Genomic DNA, 22,821 nt, shown 5'->3' with positions numbered 1-22,821 from the left:
TGTATGACCGGAAACATAGGTGACAGAGCAGACCGGGAACATAGGTAACACTTTTAGAACTCGTAGCCCGGGTAAGGCGTTTACGCCGCAACCCGGGGAATGTGTCGTGACGTGGCATCGCCTCCGGGGACATTTACCTCACCGCATATCTAATTTTCGGCAGAGCACATGTAAATAAATTGTTTCTCTCCAGCCGCGGGCGCTTCTAATAATGCAGACATGTTAATTCACATGAGCCTGCGAAATGTCTTATCGAATCAGTATCCTGGATAAAAGCCCGCTGGCGGCCGGAGAAACGGCCGCCCAGGCGCTGGCGCGCACATTAACGCTCGCGCAACAGGCGGAAGCCTGGGGATATCACCGTTTCTGGATCGCCGAACACCACAACACCGACCAGCTCGCCAGCCCGTCGCCGGAACTGGCGATTGCCTGGATCCTCGGCCAGACCCGCAGCATTCGCGTTGGCTCCGGCGGCGTTATGCTGCAGCACTACAGCCCATATAAGGTGGCGGAGAACTTCAATATGCTGGCTTCTCTTGCCCCGGGCCGCGTGGATCTGGGCGTGGGCAAAGCCCCCGGCGGACTGCCGCTCTCCACTCGCGCGTTGCAGCAGGGACTTAATCTCCAGCAAAAGGGGAGTTTTGCCGACCAGCTGGCGCAGCTCGACAACTGGCTGTCGCTGACCGAAACCGATGGTGAAGAGAGCGTCCGCGCAACCCCAATCCCGCCGCGTCGCGCCGACGGTTTTCTGCTCGGCGCCAGCCTGGAGAGCGCGCAGCTGGCGGCGCAGCTGGACTGGAACTTCGTCTTCGCCGCCCATCTCAACGGCGATAAGCAGCTGCTGCGGGAGGTGTTAACCCGCTGGCGCGAACTGAGCCGTCGCGACGCGATTATCGCCGTTCAGGTTATTGTGGCCGAAGAGGCCGCAGCGGCCGCGGCGCTGGCAAAATCCGTCGAAGCGTGGGGCGTTGAGCTGGAAAACGGTCTGCGGGTGACCGTCGGCAGCGAAGCGCAGGCGACCGCCTTTGCCCGTCAGGCGGGCAGCAGGCCGACGCGTATCGCCCGGCGGGAATCGGCCGTGCTGTCCGGCACCCCCGAGCAGGTGAAAGCGCAGCTGGATGCCTTGCAGTCGGCGTGGAACATCGACGAATTTATCATCGACACGCCTATTAGCGACGGCGCGGCGCGCCTTAACTCCCTGCGTCTGTTGGCCCGGGCGCATCTGAGCGCGGAGGTCCAGCCATGAGCCTTGCTGAACAGTTAATTCGCTGGCGGCGCGAGCTGCATCAGTATCCGGAACTTTCGCTGCAGGAGGTCGACACCACCGCGCGTATTCGCGACTGGCTACAAAGCGGCGGCATCAGCCTGTTGCCATATGATCTGAAAACCGGCGCGGTTGCCGAGGTTGGGAGCGGCAATAAGGTGATTGCCCTGCGTGCCGATATTGATGCGCTGCCGATCGAAGAGGCGGCCAGCGTGCCGTTTCGCTCGCTGAATGCCGGCGTGATGCACGCCTGCGGGCATGATATTCATACCAGCGTGATCCTTGGCGCGGCCTTACTACTGAAACAACGCGAAGCGCAGCTGGCGGGACGCGTCCGCATTCTGTTCCAGCCGGCGGAGGAGAGCTTCGGCGGCGCGAAAACCCTGATTCGCGCCGGCGTGCTGGAGGGCGTTTCCGCCATTTTCGGTATGCATAATGAACCGGGGCTGCCGGTGGGGGAATTCGCCACCCGAGGCGGCGCGTTTTATGCCAACGTCGATCGCTTTGTGTTTAAGGTGACCGGCAAAGGCGCTCACGCCGCCCGGCCTCATGAAGGGAAGGATGCCATTCTGCTGGCCAGCCAGCTGGTGACCCTGCTGCAAAGCGTCGCCAGCCGCGAAGTGAACACCCTCGATTCCGTGGTGCTGAGCGTCACGCGGATTCAGGGCGGCAATACGTGGAATGTCCTGCCGGAAAGCGTTGAGCTGGAAGGTACGCTGCGCACCCACAGCAGCGAAGTCCAGCAGCGGGTGAAGGCGCGGGTGAGCGAGATTGCCGCCGGCTTCGCCAGCGCCTTCGGCGCGCAGATCGATGTCTTCTGGTACGCCGGGCCGACCGCGCTGGTCAATGATGAGCGCTGGGCGGCTTTCGCCAGCCACGTGGCCGATCGATCCGGCTACCGCACGCACCATGCGGATCTCCATCTCGGCGGAGAGGATTTCGCCGTTTATCTTCAGCATATTCCCGGCGCGTTCGTCAGCATCGGCAGCGCCAGCGAGTTTGGTCTTCACCATCCGGCGTTTAACCCGGATGAGCGCTTAATCGCGCCGGCGGCGCACTACTTTGCCGATCTGGCAGAGCAGGCGTTGAAAGAACTTTAATTATTCAGGGTCATAGACTAAGGATTAACGATGTCTGAACAACGACAGCTGCGCATTGGCACTATCTTACATGGCGCATCGGGAAATATGTCGGCCTGGCGCCATCCGGCCGCGCTGGCCGACGCCAGTATTAACTTTGAGTTCGTGAAGCAGACGGCGTTAAAAGCGGAAGAGGGCAAGCTCGATTTTATTTTTGTTGCCGATGGCTTATATATTAATGAAAAATCGATCCCGCATTTTTTAAACCGTTTTGAACCACTCACCGTATTATCCACCCTTGCAGCGGTAACCTCGCGTTTAGGCCTCGTCGGCACCTTGTCGACCTCCTACAGCGAGCCCTTTACCACCGCTCGCCAGTTCGCCAGCCTCGATCATCTGAGCGGAGGACGCGCTGGCTGGAACGTGGTGACATCGCCGCTCGAAGGCTCAGCGAAAAACTTCTCCCGGGCGCAGCATCCCGATCATGCGCTGCGCTACCGCATCGCCGATGAATATCTTCAGGTCGTTAAAGGCCTGTGGGATTCATGGGAACAGGACGCGTTTATTCGTAATAAAGAGAGCGGCCAGTTCTTTGATAAAAATAAGCTGCATACGCTTAATCATCACGGTGATTTCTTCAAAGTGGCCGGCCCGCTAAATATTGCCCGCACGCCGCAGGGCCGACCCATTATCTTTCAGGCGGGCGCTTCCGAAGACGGTAAAAAATTAGCCGCCAGCCATGCCGACGCTATTTTTACCCATCAGGACTCGCTGGCGGAAGCGCAGGCCTTTTATCGCGACGTCAAAAGCCAGCTCGACGCGTACGGCCGCCGGGAGAGCGAACTACACATATTCCAGGGCGTCAGCGTGATCGTTGGCGATAGCGCCGACGATGTGGAACAGCAATACCAGACCACCGCCGCGCTGGTATCGATTGAGGACGCGCTGAATTATCTTGGCCGCTATTTTGAGCATCACGATTTCGCCCAATATCCGTTGGATGAGGCGTTCCCGGATATCGGCGACCTCGGGCAGAACAGCTTTCGCAGCACCACCGATGAGATTAAACGCAACGCCCGCGAACGCGGCCTGACCCTGCGCCAGGTCGCGCTGGAGGCAGCCAGCCCGCGACCGCGTTTTGCCGGAACCGCCGCAGAGGTGGCAGATGGGCTACAGCAGTGGTTTGAACAGCGCGCGGCGGACGGTTTTATTATCCAGGGCGGTACGCCGGATACCTTCCCGCGTTTTGTGGACCAGGTGGTACCGATCCTGCAGCAGCGTGGATTATTCCGTGAAGAATATCCCGGCACCACGCTGCGCGAAAGTTTAGGGCTGGCAGAGCCCGTCAATCAATTCCAAAAACAATAATAGAGAACACCCGCTATGCAGAAAACGCAGAAAAAATCGCTATTACTGGCGCTGGCGCTGGCCGTGAGCGCGTCATCCTGGGCGCAGAACGTCACGATCAACGGCACCGGCGTGAGCCTCGAAGCCAACAAAACGCCGATTCACACGGCAAAAAATCCGCAGGCTATCGCCCAACTGCCGAAGGGTCTCCACCTGGCGGTGCCGGGTAAGCTGACCGTCGCGGTCGCCGCGCTGAATTCGCCGCCGCTGACCGTGTTTTCTGATGATAACAAAACCCTGCTCGGCAGCGAGGTGGATATCGCCCGCCTGGTGGCCGACAATCTCGGGCTGGAGCTAAACGTGGTACCCACCTCGTGGGAGGACTGGCCGCTTGGCGTCGCTTCCGGCAAATATGATGCGGCGGTCAGCAATATCACCGTGACCAAAGAGCGCAAAGAGAAGTTTGATTTCGCCACCTACCGCAAAGATTCGCTGGGTTTTTACGTCAAGAGCACCAGTCCGCTGAGCAAAATTGAAAAAGCGGAAGATATTGCCGGGCTGCGGATTATCGTCGGCTCCGGCACCAACCAGGAAGCGATTTTGTTAGCGTGGAACGCCGAGAATCTCAAGAAGGGGCTGAAGCCGTTTACGCCGGTCTACACCAAAGACGACGCCGCCCAGACCCTGGCGCTGCAGTCCGGGCGTGCCGACGCCTTCTTCGGCCCGAACGTAATCGGCGCGTGGAAAGCGGCGCTGACCGGCAAAACCAGGCTGGTGGGCAGCGTTGACGGCGGCTGGCCGAAGGCGGCGCATATCGCCGTGACGGTGAAAAAAGGCAGCGGTCTGGTTGAACCGGTACAGACGGCGCTGAACGGCGCTATCCGCAGCGGCGATTACGCGAAGGTGCTGAGTCGCTGGGGCGAAGGCGTGGAGAGCATCCCGCAATCGGAAATTAACCCGGCCGGACTCGGCGACTAACAGGAGGCATGATGAGCGATCTATTCCGCGATGTCTCTCCGGAAGCACCGGAGCTGCAGCCGATTATTGAGGGCCTGTTCGGCGAGTACGCCGCGCGCTACGGCGACTACTTTTCCCGCGATGCCGAAGTCGAGCTGACTGAATGGTATCTGGCGCCGCAGGGGCTATTTATCGTGCTGGAGCGGGAGGGGGAAATTATCGCTACCGGCGCGTATAAGCCGAAAGATGCCCATACGGCAGAAATCAAACGGATCTGGACCCATCGTCGTCTGCGCCAGCAGGGGCTGGCGGCGAAAGTGGTGCAGGAGCTGGAACGTCGGGCGCTGTTGGCGGGCTACAGCCATATCTTTTTGACGACCGGTTTTCGTCAGCCGGAAGCGGTGCGGCTCTATCTGAGCCAGGGCTACGAGGCGCAGTTTGACCTCAACCGCGATCCGGAAGAGTACAGTTTGCCGCCGTTCGATGGTCGGCTGCGCTTTACGAAAGCGCTGGCGGTCAGCGCGCTGAGCCAGAGCGCTTAAGGAGCCAATATGCATACTCAGGAAACGATTAAGGTTGTCCCCGCGCGCTATCCGCTGCGGGCAGTGGGCGCGGTGCTGGTGCTGCTGGTGCTGGCGGTGGTGATTCAATCAGTTGCCTTTAACCCGCGCTGGGAGTGGGGCGTCTTTGCCCGCTGGTTCTTTGACCCGGTGATCCTCGAAGGCCTTGGGCAGACGCTGCTGTTGACCCTGCTGGCGACGGCGCTCAGCGTTATCTTCGGCGGACTGCTGGCGCTGGCGCGACTCTCCAGTTCATGGCTGCTGAGCAGCCTTGCCTGGGGCTATATCTGGTTGTTTCGCTCGCTGCCGCTGATCGTGGTGCTGATTATTCTCTACAACTTCTCTTATCTCTACGACACCCTGTCGATCGGCATTCCGTTCACCGCTATTCGCTGGGCCAGCTTTGAGACCATTAGCGTGCTGGGGCAGTTTTCTACCGCCGTTGTCGGGCTGACCCTGGTACAAAGCGCCTACACCGCCGAAATTATTCGCGGTGGTTTCCTCGGGGTCGATCACGGGCAGTATGAAGCGGCGGCGGCGCTGGGGCTTCCGGCCAGCCGCCGCACGCTGCGCATTATCCTGCCGCAGGCGCTGCGCACCATTTTACCGGCGGGTTTTAACGAAATTATCAGCCTCGCCAAGGGGACGGCGATGGTTTACGTGCTGGCGATGCCGGAGCTGTTTTACACCATCCAGATGATCTATAACCGCACCCAGGAAGTGATCCCCCTGCTGATGGTCGGCGCCGCCTGGTACCTGGCGATCACCAGCGTGCTGTCGCTGATTCAGTATCTGGTCGAGCGCGGCCTGGCCCGCAGCGAGCGCCGCTCGGCGGTTAATAGCGCCCGCAGCAGCCGTCGCGTTGTTGAAACCGTTCATCGTCCCCAACCGCAGGAGTCCGCCCATGCTCAACTCTCGTAACGGTCATATCTCCATTACCGGCGTCAGCAAATACTTTGGCCGCCATAAAGCGCTGGACGATGTATCGCTGGAAATAGCACCCGGTACGGTGACGGTGATCCTCGGGCCGTCCGGTTCGGGAAAATCGACGCTGCTGCGGGCGATCAATCATCTGGAGCGCGTTGATGAAGGCTTTATTCAGATCGATGGCGACTATATCGGTTATCGCCGTAAAGGCGACAAGCTCTACGAACTGAAAGAGAAGGAGATCCTTCGCCAGCGGATCAACGTTGGCTACGTGTTTCAGAACTTCAACCTGTTCCCGCACCTGACGGTGCTGGAAAACCTGATTGAAGCCCCCATCGCCCATAAACAGGCGACCCGGAAGGAGGCTATCGCGCGGGCGTACGAACTGCTGGACGTAGTTGGACTACGCAATAAAGCCGACGCCTGGTCGCGGCACCTGTCCGGCGGTCAGCAGCAGCGCATCGCCATTGCCCGGGCGCTGGCGCTTAACCCGCGAGTGATACTGTTTGATGAACCCACCTCCGCGCTTGACCCGGAGCTGGTGGGGGAAGTGCTGGATGTGATTAAAAAGCTGGCGCGCTCCGGCACCACGCTGGTCGTGGTCACCCACGAAATTGGCTTTGCGAAAGAGGTGGCGGATCGGATGGTGTTTATGGTCGACGGCAAGATAGTCGAGCAGGGCAGCAGCGACGATGTGCTGAACCATCCGCAGCACCCGCGTACGCAGCAGTTTTTATCGAGGGTATTAGCGGCATGAGAAACGGATTTTTGACCCTGGCGTTACTCTCTTTATCTGCGGCATCGCAGGCGGCTATCGACCTGCGCGCCAACGAGCAGCCGCTGCCGGTAACCCGCGATGAGCAGGCGGTGGCGAAGATCCCGGCGGATTACGCCTTCGTCGAACCGGGTACTTTAACGGTGGCGATTTCAGCGCTCAACTCGCCGCCGCTGGCGCTGCTGGCCAGCGATAACCGCACGCGTATCGGCAGCGACCCGGATATCGCACGACTGCTGGCCGGCAGTCTCGGGCTGAAGCTAAAGCTGGTGCCCACCGCCTGGGAGGACTGGCCGTTGGGGATTACTTCCGGGCGCTACGACGTGGCGCTGGTGAATATTGCGGTAACCGAGCAGCGGAAAGCGAAGTTTGATTTTGCCACCTATCGCGTCGATTCGCTGGCCTTTTCCGTAAAATCGACCAGCGAGATCGCCAGCGTGAGCGGCCCGGCGGATCTCGCTGGTAAAAAAGTGATTGTCGGCTCCGGGACCAACCAGGAGCGAATTTTGCTCGGCTGGAACGCCGAAAACGAAGCCGCCGGGCGACAACCTGCGCTACCGGTCTACCTGACCGATGACGCTTCGGGCAATCTCTATATTCAGTCCGGTCGCGCGGACGTGTTTTTTGGGCCGCAGTCGGTAGCCGCTTACAAAGCGGCGCTCAGCGGTAAAACCAAAGTTGTCGGGCTGGGGCCAAAAAAGGCTTATGTCGCCACCACCACCAGGAAGGGTAACGGACTGGTCTATGCGCTTCAGGCCGCGCTGGATGGCGCGATAGCGCGCGGAGAGTATCAGAAAGTGCTGGCCCGCTGGGGCGAGCAGGGCGAAGAGGTGAGGCAATCGGAGGTGAATCCGCCGGGGATTACCTACTAAAAAACCGCTGTTTCGCAGGAGTGTGATGCGAAACAGCGGAGGCGAAGGCTCGCCAGAGTTTTAAATCAGGCGGCGCGCGGGGTCAGCGTTAAGCGATCCAGCGGCCCGACGATAAACAGGTAGGAGAACAGGCCCAGTACGCCCATGGAACCGACGTACAGGATGGCGTAATCGAAGGAGTGAGTATTAGCGAGGATCACGCCGATAACCAGCGGCGTGATAATACTCGCCAGGTTGCCGCACATATTGAACACCCCACCGGCAATTCCCAGCATCTCCTTGGGTGATGTGTCGCTCAGCACGCACCAGCCGAGGTTACCGAACCCTTTAGCAAAGAAAGCCAGGCTCATGGCGGCGATCACCACCACTTCCGAAGTGGTGTAGTTGGCGACCACAATGACGCAGGAGAGCAGCATGCCGCAGATCACCGGCAACTTGCGGGCGGTCGTCAGGCTATAGCCGCGTTTCAGCAGCCAGTCCGAGAACACGCCGCCCAGCAGGCCGCCGATAAATCCGGCAATGGCCGGGATGCTGGCGACAAAGCCGACCTTGAGAATCGACATGCCTTTGGCCTGGTAAAGATAGGTCGGAAACCAGGTCAGGAAGAACCAGGTAATGGACGTTACGCAGAACTGGCCGATATACACGCCGATCATCATGCGATTAACGCAAACGCTTTTAATCTGTGCGAGGGTTAATTTCTGCTGCGTTTTTTTCGTACCTAATTCCGGTTCGCCGCCGCCTTCGCGAATATAGTCGAGCTCCTGCTGGTTAATTTTAGGGTGATGAGACGGGTCTTTCACTTTTGCCAGCCAGAATATCCCCAGCACCACGCCGATAGCGCCAATATAATAAAATACGTAGTGCCAGCTTAAATTATGCAGAATAATCGTCATTAGCGGCGTAATAATCCCCAGGGAAATATACTGCGCGGCCTGATAGACCGAAGTGACGAACCCGCGCTCTTTATTGGGAAACCACTGTACGCTCAGACGGCTGTTAGCGGGAAAGGCGGGGGCTTCTATCGCGCCCATCATCAGGCGCAGAATAACCAGTACAATCAGCGGGCTGGCGAACAGATAGATCGTTCCCTGAAACATGGTGACGACTGACCAGCCAATCAGCGCGCAGCCGTAGACCAGCCGCGAACCATATTTATCCAGCAGCCAGCCGCCGGGTATTTGCATAATGACGTAGGAGATGCCAAAAACTGAAAAAGCCAGCCCCATCGCCTCGGGATCAAAACCTAACTCTTTGCTCATAATAGGCGCGACAACGGACAGCGTTGCCCGGTCGGCATAATTAAATACGGTAGCCAGAAATAAAAACAGTAATATGCCGTAACGCACGTTGCTGCGTTTTAAGGGTGTAGTCATCTTCAACTCCTTTGCAGGGTTGTTTATTGTGGGTACAGCCAATAAGAGGTATTTCCCCGGCAGGGCTACGGGTTTTCAGTCGTCCGCGGACCGGTAACCCGGACAGATGCGCAGCATCGCCTCCGGGAGAATGCGGTATTCTCCCGGGGGCGGCGCCTGATGCGCCTTGGCCGGGCTACGGGGCCTGTAGCCCTTATGCCGCCATGCGGGGAATTCGGTTAAGGGCGTTTGCCAAACTCGCAGCTTTGCTGGGTCCAGCGGCGGGCCTGTTCGCTCAGGGTGAAGCCCAGACCGTGGCGTTCGGAAACCCACATCCGCCCGTCGCGCAGCTCCAGCTGTTCGTTAAACAGCGGGTTCAGCCACTCGAAGTGCTCCAGCCAGGGCTCGAGCGGGTAGGCGGCGGCGAGATGCAGGTGTACCTCCATCGCAAAGTGCGGGGCCAGCTTGCGTCCGTGCTTCGCCGCCAGATCCATAATCTTCAGGAACGGGGAGATGCCGCCGACGCGCGGCGCATCGGGCTGCACGAAGTCGCTGGCGTTGCCGAGGATCAGCTGCTCATGTTCGCGGAAGCTGGTCAGCATCTCGCCGGTGGCAATCGGCGTATCCAGCGCGGCGGCGAGCTGTGCGTGGCCTTCCACATCGTAGGCGTCAAGGGGCTCTTCAATCCAGATCAGATTGAACTGCTCCATTTTGCGCCCCATGCGGATAGCGGTTTCACGGTCCCACTGCTGGTTGGCGTCCACCATCAGCGGGAAGTCATCGCCCAGGACTTCGCGTACTGCCGTCAGACGGCGAATATCCTCAGCGGTATTCGGCTGACCGACTTTCAGTTTTATCCCGCCAATCCCGTTCTCGCGTGAGATAGCCACGTTTTTCAACACCTGCTCCAGCGGGGTATGCAGGAAGCCGCCGGAGGTGTTGTAACACTGCACGGAATCGCGATGCGAACCGAGCAGTTTCGCCAGCGGTAGCCCGGCGCGTTTGGCTTTCATATCCCACAGCGCAATATCGATAGGGGAGATTGCCTGCACCGCCATGCCGCTACGACCTACGGAAGCCCCGGCCCACAGCAGTTTGGTGTAGATCTTGTCGATATCATTCGGGTCTTCGCCGAGCAGATTATCGGCAATCTCCGTGGCGTGGGCGTAAATACCCTGGCCGCCCGCGCGTTTGGAATAGCTGAAGCCAACGCCTTCAAAGCCGTCCCGGGAGCGGATTTCCGCGATGATGATCGCTACTTCGGTCAGCGGTTTTTGCCGACCGGTCAGAACCTTTGCATCGCTGACGGGGGTGGCCAGCGGCAGAAAGGCCAGCGACAGTTTGACATGTTCAATGCGGTCGCCGGTTTCAGCGGCGGTTTTGACGCCGGAAGCTTTGGCGTAGGTCACGGAGTCGGAATTTGCGCTCGAGGTCATAGTGAGTTCCCTTTTGGTAATAAAATGTTTGCGCTAACATTTTTAATCCCGGCGCTGATTTTGCGCTACGTTAGTGATTTTAATTTGTACAAACGATCACAATTAGCGGTTATAAAGGGTAAAATTATGCAGCGCAGGTCACGATCCAAAAAGGTTTGTGAAAAATCACAAATCATAATGATAGCGATAACATTTAATTCGGCAGGTCGTTGATTCTATTAGGGATGTACGGACGGGCGCTGGCAATTGCCTGGACCATCATCAATAATGGCCACAGGAAACGACTCAACACAGGGGCTTAGCCGTGAAAAGCAGAAAACCGACGCGCGCGCCGACGCTGGATGATGTGGCCCGCAGCGCCGGGTTGTCGTCGATGACGGTCAGTCGGGCGCTGAATACGCCGCAGCTGGTAAGGCCAAAAACGGTAGAGAAAGTGATGCAGGCGGTGCAGGCCACGGGTTATATCCCCAACGCGCTGGCCGGCGGCCTGGCCTCCAGGCGCAGCAAACTGGTGGCGGTGGTGGTGCCGCAAATTAATAACAATATGTTTGTCGATACCATCCAGGCGCTGAGCGATACCCTGGCGGCGCGCGGCTATCATATGCTGCTGTGCGTGGCGGGCTATAGCCGTCAGACCGAAGCCGAGCTGGTAGCAACCTTACTCTCCCGGCGTCCGGATGGCGTGGTGTTGACCGGTATTCAGCACGCTCCGGCGTTAAAGAGGACGATCCTCAACGCCGCCACGCCGGTGGTGGAAATCTGGGATCTCACCCCGACGCCGCTGGATATGCTGGTTGGTTTTTCGCATGAAAAAGTCGGTGAAACCATTGGCGAATATTTGCTGGAAAAAGGCTACCGTCGCCCGGGACTGCTGTGGGCAGGCGATGCGCGCGCGACGTTGCGAAAGCAGGGGCTCCTGGCCCGGCTGGCCAAAAGTGGAATTAACGTTGCCCCGCAGGTCGAGGTGCCGCTTCCGGCATCGCTGGCGCTGGGGCGACGCGGTCTGGCCGAACTGCTCGCCGGTGGCGAGTTTGACGTTATCGTCTGCAGTTCCGACACCCTTGCCCAGGGAGCGATTATGGAAGCGGAAAGCCGGGGGCTGCGCGTGCCGCAGGATCTGGCGGTGATCGGCTTTGGCGATCTGGATTTCGCCGCCAGCAATCGTCCGGCGATCACCACCGTCAGCGTCGACCGTCACGCCATTGGCGAGCAGGCGGCTACGCTGCTTGCCGACCGCATAGAAGGCGGCGAAGAAGGGGACGCGATTATTGATATTGGCTTTCACCTTGTGGCGCGCGAGTCGGCGTAGCGCTGTGGTTTAGCCTGGGCGAGGGGGACTCCATAGCGATATTGCTCAATCAAACCTATACTGCAAGGTTGCTAAACCCGTCGCCGCTCTGTTCACGGGCGGCAAATTTCTTGAGGGCGCAGAATATGATCACCGTCTATGGCGTACCCGGCTGGGGCTCAACGATAAGCGAACTGATGCTGACGCTGGCCGATATCCCGTACCATTTTGTCAACGTTGAGGGCTTTGACCAACCGGGCCTGCAGCGCGACCGTCTCAAGCAGATTAACCCACTGTGTCAGGTGCCGACCCTCACGCTTGAAGATGGCAGCGTGATGACCGAATCCGCGGCGATTGCTCTGATGATCCTCGACGTGCGACCGGATCTGGCTCCGGCGCCGGGATCGCCGCAGCGGCATGCCTTTCAGCGTCTGCTCATCTGGCTGGTGGCGAACGTTTATCCCACCTTTACCTTTGCGGATTACCCGGAGCGCTGGGCCGCCGATGCGCCAGAGCAGCTGCGGGAAAGCTGCATCAGCTATCGCAAATCGCTTTATCAGTGGCTGGAGGAGCAGCTTGCCGCCGCGCCGTATGCGCTGGGGGCGGAAATAACTCTGCTGGACTGCTATATTGCGGCAATGTGTGCCTGGGGCCCGCGACGGGAGTGGTTTGCGGCGCAAACGCCAAAATTCGTCGCCGTGGCGGATGCGGTGTATCGCCATCCCAAACTCGAAGCCGTTCTTCGCCGCAACGAGCTGATTTAAAGCACAAAAAGCGATCCAGATGATGCGGGTTATGCTAGCTTTATCATCCTGACAATAAAGGAGCCTGCTATGCCGCATATTGATATTAAATGTTTTCCCCGCGACCTGAATGATGAACAAAAAGCGGCGCTGGCCGCCGATATTACCGAGGTGGTGATTCGCCATCTCAACAGCAAAGAGCGCTCGGTGAGCGTGGCCCTGAATGAAATTAAAGAGAGCGACTGGCAACAGGTGTGGGACAGCGAAATCGCCCCGCAGATGGAACAGCTGATTAAAAAACCGGGTTATAGCATGTAACCCGCTTTCTTTCCCGGAGGCGATGCTGCGCATCTGTCCGGGCTACGCGTTCTCAGTGGTCTGCTATCCGGTAGCCCGGGCAGGCGCTGTGTGCCCCTCGGGAGAGGGGGCACTGAAGCGAAGTCATGAGCGATACATCTTGTCGTGGGCAAACGCGACACCATGTACAAGGTACATAAAACCTCTTGATTAATGTACCCTGTACATGTATTTTGTCTGATAAGTCGTAAGGACATCAGGGAATGAGATGTTTACTTTTATTGAACTACAAGGCTTCAGTAAACGACGCCAGGCGCTGTTACCGGATGATGAATTTCGGGCCTTTCAGGAAATCCTGATCAATGATCCTGAGGCAGGTGACACCATTTCGGGAACCGGAGGTTTTCGTAAAATCCGCTGGAGTCGTCCCGGAACGGGAAAGCGCGGCGGCGTGCGGGTGATTTACTATAATGTAATGATAAAGGGAAGAATCTACCTGGCGCTCATCTATCCTAAAAATGAACAGGATGAGTTAAGCCAGGAGCAGAAAAAGATGTTAAGGCAGGTTGCTGAGTTATTAAACTAGCCAATAAACATAAAGTGAGGCTGAGCTATTAATGAACGAAACATCGATAGCGCCAGAGAGCCAACTGAGGTGTGTATGAAAGACGAATTGTTTGCCGATCTGCTGGCTAGTGCAGAAGAAATGGTCAGGATTGAGAAGGGTGAACAAACGCCGAAGGTGCACCACGTTCATACCTTCAGCGAAGTTGATGTGAAAGCGATACGTGAAGCCACAGGTTTAAAACAGCAGGACTTCGCCGCCGCCGTTGGCGTTAGCTATGAGCTGGTTAAAAGCTGGGAAACGAAACGACGTCATCCTACCGGCGCATCCAGAAAGCTGCTTTTATTGCTTCAGGGCAATCCATTGATTATCAACTTGTTGAAGGTTATTTGAAAGGTTATTCTTCGCAAGGAAAATGGCAGAGTTTGCCCTCTTTCGTAACCGGAGCCTTTAAAAAGGAGAGTATTACGTATGGAAACCAACGATTCTATTTTGAAAGAAATCGAGAAATACAGCGCTCACATTGATAGGTTTAGAGCGCGAGCAAACACTCATGGTATCTGGTTGTTTATTGCTACCCTTGGATGCTGGGGAGTAACTGATCCCAGTATTCAGATATTGGCTTTCGTTATGCTTTTCTTTATTTTTTTGTTTCTTCTACACGGTAGCTTTCCAGGTGAAAAGCGAACGTTTAAAAAGATTCACGATGATATAAAAAATAAAATACTTAATAATTTAACACCACAACAACAGCAAGAAAGGTTTCACGATCTTCTTATCGTTGAGAAAAAAAGAAAGTCACTTATTGGAATTATAAAAACAACCTTTATCTTTATAGCCTGTTATGGTTTTTATTTTATTAGTTTATTTTACTTCATACAGAACTGGCATAGTGACAAAGTGACAACGTGTATTTAAATAAACCCGTCCAGGCATTTGCCCCGGACGGGCTGCTTTATTAAAACCAAATCTCCGTCTGCACGCCAAAGTTCCAGTTTCCTCCGGCGGTAAAGCCTTTACTGCCGAAATCATCGTTGATCGCATAACGATCCAGGTCTTTATCCCAATTCATCCACGTGACAAAGAAACGTATCTCCGGCCTCGCTTTGATATCAAACACATCGCCAACTTTGAACGTCGGGGCGAAGGTCAGCTTGTAAAAATCGCCGCTCACCGCCTGGTATTGATGCACGCCGCTGTCGTAGCGATAGGTTCGGCCGTTGGGATTCAGGTCCATATATTGCCAGGACGCCTCGTATAGCAGGGCGAAGTTGCGGGTGATCCCCTGGGAAACCCGCAGGTTAAAGGTTGCCCAATCGTAGCGGTCGCCATCGCGGTAGCGATCTTCGCTATGCTGGGCGATAACCGATGGTGCAAGCTGCCAGTTTTTCCCCAACGGCAAAATGCCGTAGGACGCAAAACGCAGGGACTTTGCGTTCTCGGTAAGATCGCCATCGCTGCCGGGCTGGCGCGCCTCGGCGCCCAGCCCGCCGCCGTACTGCAGGGCGCTCTCCGATACGCCCGGCGCGAGGCCATAGAATTGCTGTTTGTCGTGATACGCCAGCATCGCGTAGTAGCCGTTTTTCGCCGTATTATCGCTGCGCAGAGCGTAACTGCCGGTGGTCGAGGTATTATCTTTCAGATCATCATTGCCCTGGGCGGTCATCGCCGTGGTCATCAGCTGCCAGTTGTTCCAGAAGTGGTTGGCGGTGAACATCAGGTTCTGTATATCGTTATCCTGGTAGTTATCGCTACCCAGATCGCCGAAGTTACGCGCATAGACCGAGTAATCGCCGCGCAGCGTATCACCCCACTTCACGTCATTGATCCCGCCGCCGGTACCGCCGAGGAACATAATATCGCTATCGGTAAAGTGGATATCGAAATTATCGCGGTCGAAACGCTTGCCCGCCCAGATGGAAGCGCTCCTGAACGGCCCGGAAAAATCGGCGAAATTGCCCATCTCGACGTACAGCTGACGCACGTTCAGGTGGTGGCTGTCGTTATCCTGTACCCATGGATCCGGGTTGGTTGCCCCGTCGGCAAGCATGGTTTTAAAGTGCGCCCATGACCCGTCGCTGAAGGTCATTTTTTTGCCGAAGCTGAGCTCCACGTAGTTATCTTTCTCGTTGCCGAGACGGCCAACGTGGGCATCGCCGTTGAGCGAACTGGCCGGGGAGACACCCGGGCCGCCGCGCGCGCCTTTACCATGGCTGTCAACCAGCATCCCGGAGCGCGCGTAGGCGTTGAACTCGAAGCCATCGCTGAGGCTGCTTTTCGCCAGCTGTTTGTCGGCAGCCTGCTGCTTTTGCTCGGTCGCTGCGGTGCGCTGACTGAGGGTCTGCACCTGCTTTTCCGCTGCCGCCGCGCGTTGTTCCGCGGCGCTGGTGCGCAGCTCCGCCTGCTGCGCCCGACGTTTGGCCTCTCCGGCCTCCTGCTCCGCATGATTAAGCCGGGCCTCCAGCTGCGCTAGCCGTTGTTCGACGGTGAGCGGGGCCGCACTCGCGCCGTAAGCCGAAAAAAGGGCGCAGCAAACCGCTGCGCTAATCAAAGAGATACGCATATCAATCCTTATTTTTTTCAGAGGTATGAAGGGGGTGCTGCGCCTTAAAGGGCGTGGTTTTCTCCAGCAACGGACGATGGGTTCGACGGCGCACGGCGTCCAGCGTCAAGGTCGGCGCGGATCTGCTCGTACTGGTCGTCGAGTCGGTAGAAGCGACCAATCCACAGCATTGAAGCCACAATCAGCAGCGCCGGGATATAGAGGTAGCAGGCTTTTATCGCCAGCATCGCGCCGTCGCTTTGCGTCTGGTTAGCGATATAACCGCCGGATGAGAGCAGGGCCCCGGTAATGGCTCCCGCGCCCGCCATCGCCACCTTGCCAAGAAAGCCGTTGATGGAGGTTAAAATGCCGGCGGTATTGATGCCGGTTTTCCATACTCCGTAATCCACCGGATCGGCTTGCATAGAGAAGTAAATTGCCGTGCGCTGTCCGGCGCCAAGCGATAGCACCACCGCTCCGGCAACCAGACCCCAGCTGTTAACGCCTGCCGCCATCATCATGCCCATGCCGACCAGGTTGATCGCGCTGGCTACCAGATAGACGTGGCGTTTTTTCATCCTGCTGGCGAGCAGCGGAACGGTGAGGGTACCCAGCAGAGGAACGAAGGTGGAGATCCCGGCGACGATCGCCGTGAGATCGTTATTACCGACGTAATAATGGAAGAAGTAGACCAGCGCCCCGGTCTGGAAGAAAAACGCGCCCCACATCAGGAAAATATTGATGGCGAAGACGAACCACGGTCGGTTGGCGCGCAGGCTGACCCAGGCGCGTTTTAAGGTCATGCGCTCCTGAGTAATACTGATATTTTCCTTAACGTTCCGGAAGCTCACCAGCAGAAAAAAGGTGGCAATAACGCCGAAAATCACCGCCGTATAGAAGAAGCCGTGCTCCTGATTGCCTTTCCCCAGCGCGCCAACCAGCGGCAGAGTGGCGACCGCGACAATAGTCGCGCCGAGCGAGCCGAGCAGAATGCGCACCGCCGACAGCGTCGTGCGCTCCCGCGAGTCGTTCGTCAGAAACGGTAGCATGGCGCAGAATGGAATATTAACGAGGGTATAGAGAAACGACAGACACAGATAGGTGACAAAAGCGTAGATCAGCTTACCGGTGGTGCCAAAATCAGGCACGTAAAAGGCCAGAATACACAGCAGTCCGAAGGGGATCGCGCCAATCAGCAGATACGGACGGCAGCGCCCCCAGCGGGTGGCGGTATTGTCGATAACCAGCCCCATTAGCACGTCGGCAACGCCGTCCACCAGGCGCGTCACGAGGAACATCAGGCCAACGTAATAAGCGGACAGGCCCATCACGTCGGTGTAAAAGAACATCAGATAAAGAGAGATCATCTGCCACACAAGGTTGCAGGAGAGGTCGGCGATGCCATAGCCAAGGCGCTGCCGCCAAAGGGTAAAGGTTGTTTCTGCCATAAAAGTAAACTCGCTTATCGTTGTTGTTAAAGTCCGTACTGGCGAATAAACCAGGCCGGGGTGCAGCTCCACGCATGGCAATAACTGTTTATCAGCTTGCTGCCATAAGGGGAAAAATCAGGATGCGCCGGGTCGAAGATTTCCCAGAAGGTATCGGCACCGTAGTCGACCATTGCTCCCCAGTAGGCTTTGATCTGCGCAATAGCGTCATCGCGCAGCCCGCACTGCAAAAGGGCGGCAATATAGTGGTGACGCAGGTATGGCGTGTTCATGGCGATCGCGGGGGGATTTTGCTCCAGATTATGCATGATCTCCCGGCGCTGCTGAGGAGTACCGACTTCCGCCAGTACCAGCCAGATTTGCGATGCCCATGAGACCTGCCGCTGCTCGCCGCTGATGTAGAAGCCTTGCTGCTCGTCCCATAAGACATCGAGGGCCGCAGCTTTAATCTGCTGTAAACGCTGGCGATAGCTGACGGCCAGCTCAGGTTCGAAACGCTCCGCCAGCCAGACGGCGCGCTGCAGGCAGTAAATCAGCACGCCCTGCGCTGCAGCCTGTTTATTCAGCGATGCCTGCCAGTCGATAAACACCCACCAGTCGTCGCTATCGCGCACAACCCCGGAGGCGTCGCAGCGTTTCAGCGCCAGTTCAATCTGACGACGGGCCGTGGGCCACAGCTCGCGGGCCGTAGCAATATCCTCCGCGCTTTGCAGATAGTTGTAGAGAACGTCAACAAAAAACAGAGAATAATCAAAAAGAAAAGTATCGTCAGCAATGACATCCGGCTGCACGAACACGTTGGCCGATACCATACCGTCCTCACGAGTATGCCCGGCGAAAAGGTACAGGCAGCGGCGTACTAAATCGTGACGGGCGAAGGTCACATCGTTCACCAGCGCCTGCAAACGTAAATCGCCGAGCCACAGGCGGCGGTCGCGTTTGGGGCCATCCTCAAACACCTCCTGCATGCAGTTTTGCAGGGTCAGAACGGCAACGCTGTCGATGGCCTTGAGCTGCGGGTCGGCGGTTGTCGCTGCCGGGCATGCGCCGCTGGCGGAGGTAACGGCATTCACCTGAATCTGGTTGAACTGCAGACGAAACTTGCGCGACACGGCTTTGACCTCCACCTTCAGATAGCGGAAGCAGTAGCGGCGCGGCAGATCAACTTCGGCCGGCAAGACATCAAGCCACAGATCCTGCTGCTGCAGCCAGCTGCTGCTTAGCCAGCCCTGGTAATCGCTGAACGGTTCACACACTTCGCTCAGCGTTTCGCCGAAGGTGAACTGCAGATGGGCCGGAGCGTCCGGTGGGCTCCCGACGCTCTGACAGAGAAAATGCAGGTAGCCAACAAAGTGGCTGCCAAAATCAATAATGACGCTATCGCCGCTGCTCAGCTCGCGCTGGTAAAACGCGGCCAGGGAACTTACCGGTTCGGCGCGCCAGCCAAACAGTGCCGTGGCGTCGGCGTGGGCTTCCACCACGGCGATCGGCGGGTACGCCTGGCGGCGTAGCGCGGGCCGGAGCGTCTCGGCGGTGCGTAGAAAATCCGGGTGGCGGGTCATCGAGACCTGAGAATTATGCTGAATTGCCTGTGACATACTGCGTCCTCTGTATTTATTTGTCCGCAGCATAAGATGCCGGCCCCGGGGGCAACCACTCTGGCAATGCCAATGCATTTGCCAGATTGGCACTGATAATGAGATGGGCGGGTCGCCGATCACAATTCCAAAAATCTTGCTCGTGGCGGTCGGGAAAATGCATTATCTTGCCTCTGCGCCGTATGCCGTTTTGGACTTTATAGATGATGATGTTGACCGTTGAGTATTATTTCACCCATCCGCAGGATAAGCTGGGCATGTACGCCAGCGATCCGGAAGATAATAGCCATGAACATAGTCATGAATTTGCTGAGCTGGTGATCGTTGAGGAAGGGCACGGTTTACATGTTATTAATGGCAGACCACTATATATTCAACAGGGCGACGTTTTTTACGTTCAGCCGGGTGACGTTCATTATTATGATGAGCTAGGGACGCTTAAGTTAATTAATGTGCTGATTAACCCGTTGGTAGGGTTTCATTATTTACAGCCTCTCGATACTTTATTACAGACTTTCTCTGCGCAGAATGCGTCCTGCTATGGTTGGCTGGCGCCGGACACCCGCCATATCTGCAAGGAACTGGTGGATAAGATATTTTCTGCCGAGCTGCGGCAGGGGCAAAATATTGCCCTGCGCGAAGCCGCGTTTTTCCAGCTGGTGACGACGATTCTGCATGCCGAAACCGAAGCCGAATATAGCACCACTAAATATAAGCTGCATAAATTGCTGACCTGGCTACAGGAGCACTGTTTTGAAGATCATAACTGGCAGCAGCTGGCGGAGAAATTCCATCTGACCACGCGTACCGCTTTTCGCCATATTAAAGAGGCGACGGGATTGACGCCGGATAATTATTTAAAGCGTCTACGATTAGTTTCGGCGCGCGTAAAATTACGCGAGACCGATATGACGATTACCGAAGTGGCTTATCTATGCGGCTTTGCCAATAGTAATCACTTTACCACTTTATATAAAAAGGTTTTTGGCCTGACTCCCAGCGAAGACCGGCGGCGTTTGCAGCGCTAGTTCTCTCCCCGGGGGCGATGCTGCGCATCTGTCCGGGCCACGCGTTCTCAGCGGTCTGCGGCCCGGTAGCCCGGGCAGGCGCTGCGCGCCGCCCCCGGGAGAGACGAGCAGGGTGGTGAAGAATTGCCCCGGAGGCGATGCTGCGCGTCTGTCCGGGCTACTCTTCTGGCGTATTGGCGCGGACGTGGCGGCCGCTGGCGACAAAGTTGCCGGTGCCGAGATGATGGAGGGTATTGATCTTATCATCGTCGAACTGCCAGCGTCCGGTGACAAACGCACGTTCGTCGGCGGCGGCGGAAACCACTTCGCCAAACAGCGTATCGTACTGCTCTTGAGCCGCCGTTGCCGGCAGCAGTCGGCACTCCATCCACGCCAGACACTTTTCTTCAATCAGCGGCAATCCCAGCTCCGGGCCTTGCACCACCGGAATACCGTAAGCGTTAAATTTATCCTCATCGCGTCCGCTGATGCTACCGACCGCGTAGGTCCAGCTGGCGGCCTCGACGCCCGGGACGACGATGCCGAACGTGCCGTTGCGCTCAATAATTTCCCGCGTCCAGGCGCTTTTATCCACCACGATAGCCAGCCGCGGCGGGGCGAACTCCACCGGCATCGACCATGCGGCGGCCATAACGTTGCGGCGCTGAGTATGGGCATCGTAGCTGGTTATTAAAATCGTTGGGCCATGGTTGAGCAGGCGACTGGCGTACTGGAGTTCCACGTGGCGAAAACGGCTCATATGCGTTCCTTGGTAAATGGGTCTGATGCCAGACAACACGTTAAGCCGCAATGAAAATGTAATCAATACGTCATCAAGGCTCCCTATAGTCGGCGTCACTAAGTCCCAAAGAGGATAACAATATGTTAGCTCCCCTGTCTTTGACACAGGTGAGCGCGGGCCGGCGGATGTTGACCGCCGGCAGAGCCACGCTTTCCCAACGGGAGGGCGAAAATGCGCGCGCTTACCAGCATTAAGCTTGACGGCGTTTCTTTCGCCTTCGGCGCCAACACCGTCCTTAATCAGATCGATCTGCATATCGATGCGGGCAGCATCGTGGCGCTGCTCGGGCCTTCTGGCTGCGGCAAAAGCACGCTGCTGCGCCTGCTCGCCGGATTAACCGTACCCGCCAGCGGCAGCATTCACTTCGGCGATCGGCTGGTGGCGAAAGCCGGCTGGGGTATGCCGCCGGAGCAGCGCGATCTCGGCATGGTCTTCCAGGATTACGCCCTGTGGCCGCATATGACGGCGGCGCAGAACGTGGCTTTCCCGCTGCGCATGCGCGGCATCGGGCACAAGGAACGACAGCGACGGGTCGAGGAGGCGCTGGCGATGGTCGGTCTCAGCGGCTTCGCCGAGCGCAAACCGTCGGGCCTTTCCGGCGGCCAGCAGCAGCGCGTTGCCCTGGCCCGCGCCATCGTCGCAGAACCGCGTGTGCTGCTGTTCGATGAGCCGCTCTCCAATCTCGACAGCGAGCTGCGCGAGTCGCTGTGCCTCGAAATGAGCCGCCTGCTGCGCCAGCTGGGCATCACTGCCGTCTACGTCACCCACGACCGTCGCGAAGCCGAGCTGCTGGCCGACAAGATTGTTCATTTATCTGCGGGCTGCATTGCCGCCGTCCGCGCCGTGACTTCAACCTCAGGGGAATCCGTATGAAAACCGTTATCACCGTTACCAAAGGAGCCGCGCTCGCGATGATGCTGTCCGCCACCACGATCTCCAGCGCCCAGGCGCTCACCGTCTACACCGCCGGGCCGGGCTCGCTGGCGAAAAGCCTTGCCAGCGGCTATGAGAAGAAAACCGGCGTTAAGGTGAATATATTTCAGGCCACCACCGGTAAGGTGATGGCGCGTCTTGAGGCCGAGCAGGCTAACCCGCAGGCAGATGTGCTGATTTCCGCTTCGTGGGATACCGCGGAAGATTTGCATCACCGCGGCTGGCTGCTGCCGTATCAGAGCGCCAATGCCGATAAAGTCCCGGCGAACCTGAAATCCACCGATTACGTTGCCCAGGGGATTTCGGCGCTGGGGATCGTCTGGAATACCAAAAGCGGCACTCCGGAGCCGAAAGAGTGGCGCGACCTGACCGAAGCGGCGTTCAAAGACAAAGTGACGACGCCGGACCCGGCGCTTTCCGGCGCATCGCTGGATTTGCTGATCGGGTTACAGAATGGCATGGGCGACCAGGCCTGGGCGCTGTTTAATGACTTGAAGAAGAATGGCATGGCGGTCAGCGGGCCGAATGCCCAGGCGGTGACGCCGGTGATGCAGGGCGCGAAAGCGGCGGTATTCGGCGCGGTTGATTATGTCTCTTACGGCAATATCCATCAGGGCGAATCGCTAAAGGTGATTTTCCCGGCCAGCGGCACGGTGATTGCGCCGCGGCCGATGATGATCCTCAAAACCAGCCCGCATGCTGACGATGCAAAGGCCTTTATTGATTATGTGCTGTCACCGGAAGGCCAGGCGCTGGTCGCCGACGCCTGGCTTATGCCCGCCCGCAGCGATATTCCGGCGAAGCGCCCGCTGCTCAACGAGCTGAAAATTCTGCCGACCGCCGGCGAAGGCACTAGCGAACGTAGTGCGGTGCTTTCCCGCTTTAATACGCTTTTCGCCCAGTAAACCGACTTTTCCCCAAGCTGCGAAAGTTGGTTCGGGCACATTCCCCGGAGGCGGCGCTGGCGCGCCTGTCGGGGCTACCGGACTGTAAACGGCCGTGATTTTGTAGCCCGGCTAAGCGCAG

At 57.5% G+C, this 22,821-nt stretch carries 21 protein-coding genes and 1 pseudogene; 16 read left to right on the top strand and 6 right to left on the bottom strand.

The features are described 5' to 3' along the window. Positions 1 to 244 precede the first annotated feature (244 nt). The 7 genes and pseudogenes from IAE27_RS18145 (at position 245) to IAE27_RS18115 (ending at position 7,781) form a co-directional block, all read left to right on the top strand. The gene (locus IAE27_RS18145; RefSeq protein ID WP_108703772.1) at positions 245 to 1,246 is read left to right on the top strand and encodes an LLM class flavin-dependent oxidoreductase; all 1,002 of its coding nucleotides are present in this window, start codon (positions 245 to 247) and stop codon (positions 1,244 to 1,246) included. Further along, the gene (locus IAE27_RS18140; protein ID WP_004101864.1) at positions 1,243 to 2,364 is read left to right on the top strand and encodes an amidohydrolase; all 1,122 of its coding nucleotides are present in this window, start codon (positions 1,243 to 1,245) and stop codon (positions 2,362 to 2,364) included. The genes IAE27_RS18145 and IAE27_RS18140 overlap by 4 nt, the downstream gene beginning before the upstream one ends. A gap of 30 nt (positions 2,365 to 2,394) precedes the next feature. Beyond that, a pseudogene (locus tag IAE27_RS18135) lies at positions 2,395 to 4,668 on the top strand (NtaA/DmoA family FMN-dependent monooxygenase). Between the two features lie 11 nt (positions 4,669 to 4,679). Next, positions 4,680 to 5,189: a GNAT family N-acetyltransferase gene (locus IAE27_RS18130; RefSeq protein WP_016807839.1), complete on the top strand. Its 510-nt coding sequence runs from the start codon at positions 4,680 to 4,682 to the stop codon at positions 5,187 to 5,189. 9 nt (positions 5,190 to 5,198) lie between these two features. Continuing rightward, complete coding sequence (locus tag IAE27_RS18125) at positions 5,199 to 6,128, top strand: amino acid ABC transporter permease (RefSeq protein ID WP_200092761.1); 930 nt, start codon at positions 5,199 to 5,201, stop codon at positions 6,126 to 6,128. Then, complete coding sequence (locus tag IAE27_RS18120; RefSeq protein WP_200092759.1) at positions 6,112 to 6,891, top strand: amino acid ABC transporter ATP-binding protein; 780 nt, start codon at positions 6,112 to 6,114, stop codon at positions 6,889 to 6,891. The genes IAE27_RS18125 and IAE27_RS18120 overlap by 17 nt, the downstream gene beginning before the upstream one ends. Next, entirely contained in the window at positions 6,888 to 7,781 is an 894-nt protein-coding gene (locus IAE27_RS18115) for a transporter substrate-binding domain-containing protein (protein WP_162556071.1), read from the top strand. The genes IAE27_RS18120 and IAE27_RS18115 overlap by 4 nt, the downstream gene beginning before the upstream one ends. Positions 7,782 to 7,846: 65 nt before the next feature. Here IAE27_RS18115 and IAE27_RS18110 read toward each other — a convergent pair whose 3' ends face one another. Together IAE27_RS18110 and IAE27_RS18105 are read right to left on the bottom strand one after the other, a co-directional pair. Next, entirely contained in the window at positions 7,847 to 9,157 is a 1,311-nt protein-coding gene (locus IAE27_RS18110; RefSeq protein ID WP_064396077.1) for an MFS transporter, read from the bottom strand. A 218-nt stretch (positions 9,158 to 9,375) separates the two neighbouring features. Beyond that, on the bottom strand, positions 9,376 to 10,572 hold the full coding sequence (locus IAE27_RS18105) for an L-talarate/galactarate dehydratase (protein WP_049592000.1): 1,197 nt from the start codon (positions 10,570 to 10,572) through the stop codon (positions 9,376 to 9,378). 304 nt (positions 10,573 to 10,876) lie between these two features. On the opposite strand from IAE27_RS18105, the gene IAE27_RS18100 reads away from it, so the two are divergent. The 6 genes from IAE27_RS18100 to IAE27_RS18075 all read left to right on the top strand — a co-directional run bounded on the left by IAE27_RS18100 (position 10,877) and on the right by IAE27_RS18075 (position 14,383). Further along, on the top strand, positions 10,877 to 11,881 hold the full coding sequence (locus IAE27_RS18100) for a LacI family DNA-binding transcriptional regulator (protein ID WP_004112805.1): 1,005 nt from the start codon (positions 10,877 to 10,879) through the stop codon (positions 11,879 to 11,881). Between the two features lie 125 nt (positions 11,882 to 12,006). After that, a complete protein-coding gene (locus IAE27_RS18095) occupies positions 12,007 to 12,624 on the top strand; it encodes a glutathione S-transferase family protein (RefSeq protein WP_115239525.1) in 618 nt (205 codons plus the stop codon). Positions 12,625 to 12,693: 69 nt separating this feature from the next. Continuing rightward, positions 12,694 to 12,921 carry a tautomerase PptA gene (gene pptA, locus IAE27_RS18090; RefSeq protein ID WP_004101884.1) on the top strand — a complete coding sequence of 76 codons (228 nt, stop codon included), beginning with the start codon at positions 12,694 to 12,696 and terminating at the stop codon, positions 12,919 to 12,921. A gap of 247 nt (positions 12,922 to 13,168) precedes the next feature. Further along, a complete protein-coding gene (locus IAE27_RS18085; RefSeq protein WP_064372055.1) occupies positions 13,169 to 13,486 on the top strand; it encodes a type II toxin-antitoxin system RelE/ParE family toxin in 318 nt (105 codons plus the stop codon). A 75-nt stretch (positions 13,487 to 13,561) separates the two neighbouring features. Continuing rightward, on the top strand, positions 13,562 to 13,858 hold the full coding sequence (nadS, locus tag IAE27_RS18080; RefSeq protein WP_004138143.1) for a NadS family protein: 297 nt from the start codon (positions 13,562 to 13,564) through the stop codon (positions 13,856 to 13,858). Positions 13,859 to 13,936: 78 nt separating this feature from the next. Further along, positions 13,937 to 14,383 (top strand): hypothetical protein, encoded by a 447-nt coding sequence (locus IAE27_RS18075; RefSeq protein WP_064372056.1) that lies wholly within the window; start codon positions 13,937 to 13,939, stop codon positions 14,381 to 14,383. 40 nt (positions 14,384 to 14,423) lie between these two features. Here IAE27_RS18075 and IAE27_RS18070 read toward each other — a convergent pair whose 3' ends face one another. From IAE27_RS18070 to IAE27_RS18060, 3 genes are read right to left on the bottom strand one after another with little or no spacing between them, the layout of a single operon-like run. Continuing rightward, positions 14,424 to 16,028 carry a carbohydrate porin gene (locus IAE27_RS18070; protein WP_004101886.1) on the bottom strand — a complete coding sequence of 535 codons (1,605 nt, stop codon included), beginning with the start codon at positions 16,026 to 16,028 and terminating at the stop codon, positions 14,424 to 14,426. Positions 16,029 to 16,072: 44 nt separating this feature from the next. After that, entirely contained in the window at positions 16,073 to 17,455 is a 1,383-nt protein-coding gene (locus tag IAE27_RS18065) for a glycoside-pentoside-hexuronide (GPH):cation symporter (RefSeq protein ID WP_108703778.1), read from the bottom strand. Positions 17,456 to 17,481: 26 nt separating this feature from the next. After that, positions 17,482 to 19,053 carry a family 78 glycoside hydrolase catalytic domain gene (locus IAE27_RS18060; protein ID WP_108703779.1) on the bottom strand — a complete coding sequence of 524 codons (1,572 nt, stop codon included), beginning with the start codon at positions 19,051 to 19,053 and terminating at the stop codon, positions 17,482 to 17,484. Between the two features lie 203 nt (positions 19,054 to 19,256). On the opposite strand from IAE27_RS18060, the gene IAE27_RS18055 reads away from it, so the two are divergent. Continuing rightward, positions 19,257 to 20,081, top strand: coding sequence for a helix-turn-helix domain-containing protein (locus IAE27_RS18055; protein WP_004112826.1), 825 nt, complete (start codon positions 19,257 to 19,259; stop codon positions 20,079 to 20,081). Positions 20,082 to 20,238: 157 nt separating this feature from the next. Here IAE27_RS18055 and IAE27_RS18050 read toward each other — a convergent pair whose 3' ends face one another. Next, a complete protein-coding gene (locus IAE27_RS18050; protein WP_004112829.1) occupies positions 20,239 to 20,820 on the bottom strand; it encodes a flavin reductase family protein in 582 nt (193 codons plus the stop codon). A gap of 213 nt (positions 20,821 to 21,033) precedes the next feature. On the opposite strand from IAE27_RS18050, the gene IAE27_RS18045 reads away from it, so the two are divergent. Both IAE27_RS18045 and IAE27_RS18040 read left to right on the top strand, forming a co-directional pair. Then, on the top strand, positions 21,034 to 21,735 hold the full coding sequence (locus IAE27_RS18045; protein ID WP_154022159.1) for an ABC transporter ATP-binding protein: 702 nt from the start codon (positions 21,034 to 21,036) through the stop codon (positions 21,733 to 21,735). Continuing rightward, entirely contained in the window at positions 21,732 to 22,700 is a 969-nt protein-coding gene (locus IAE27_RS18040; protein WP_154022158.1) for an ABC transporter substrate-binding protein, read from the top strand. Before IAE27_RS18045 ends, IAE27_RS18040 begins: the two co-directional genes overlap by 4 nt. Positions 22,701 to 22,821: the final 121 nt, after the last annotated feature.

This window comes from Klebsiella sp. S69, assembly GCF_016516145.1.
Lineage (GTDB): Bacteria > Pseudomonadota > Gammaproteobacteria > Enterobacterales > Enterobacteriaceae > Klebsiella > Klebsiella oxytoca.
Note: the sequence above shows the minus strand (reverse complement) of the source record. Positions and strands in the feature narration are given on the sequence as shown.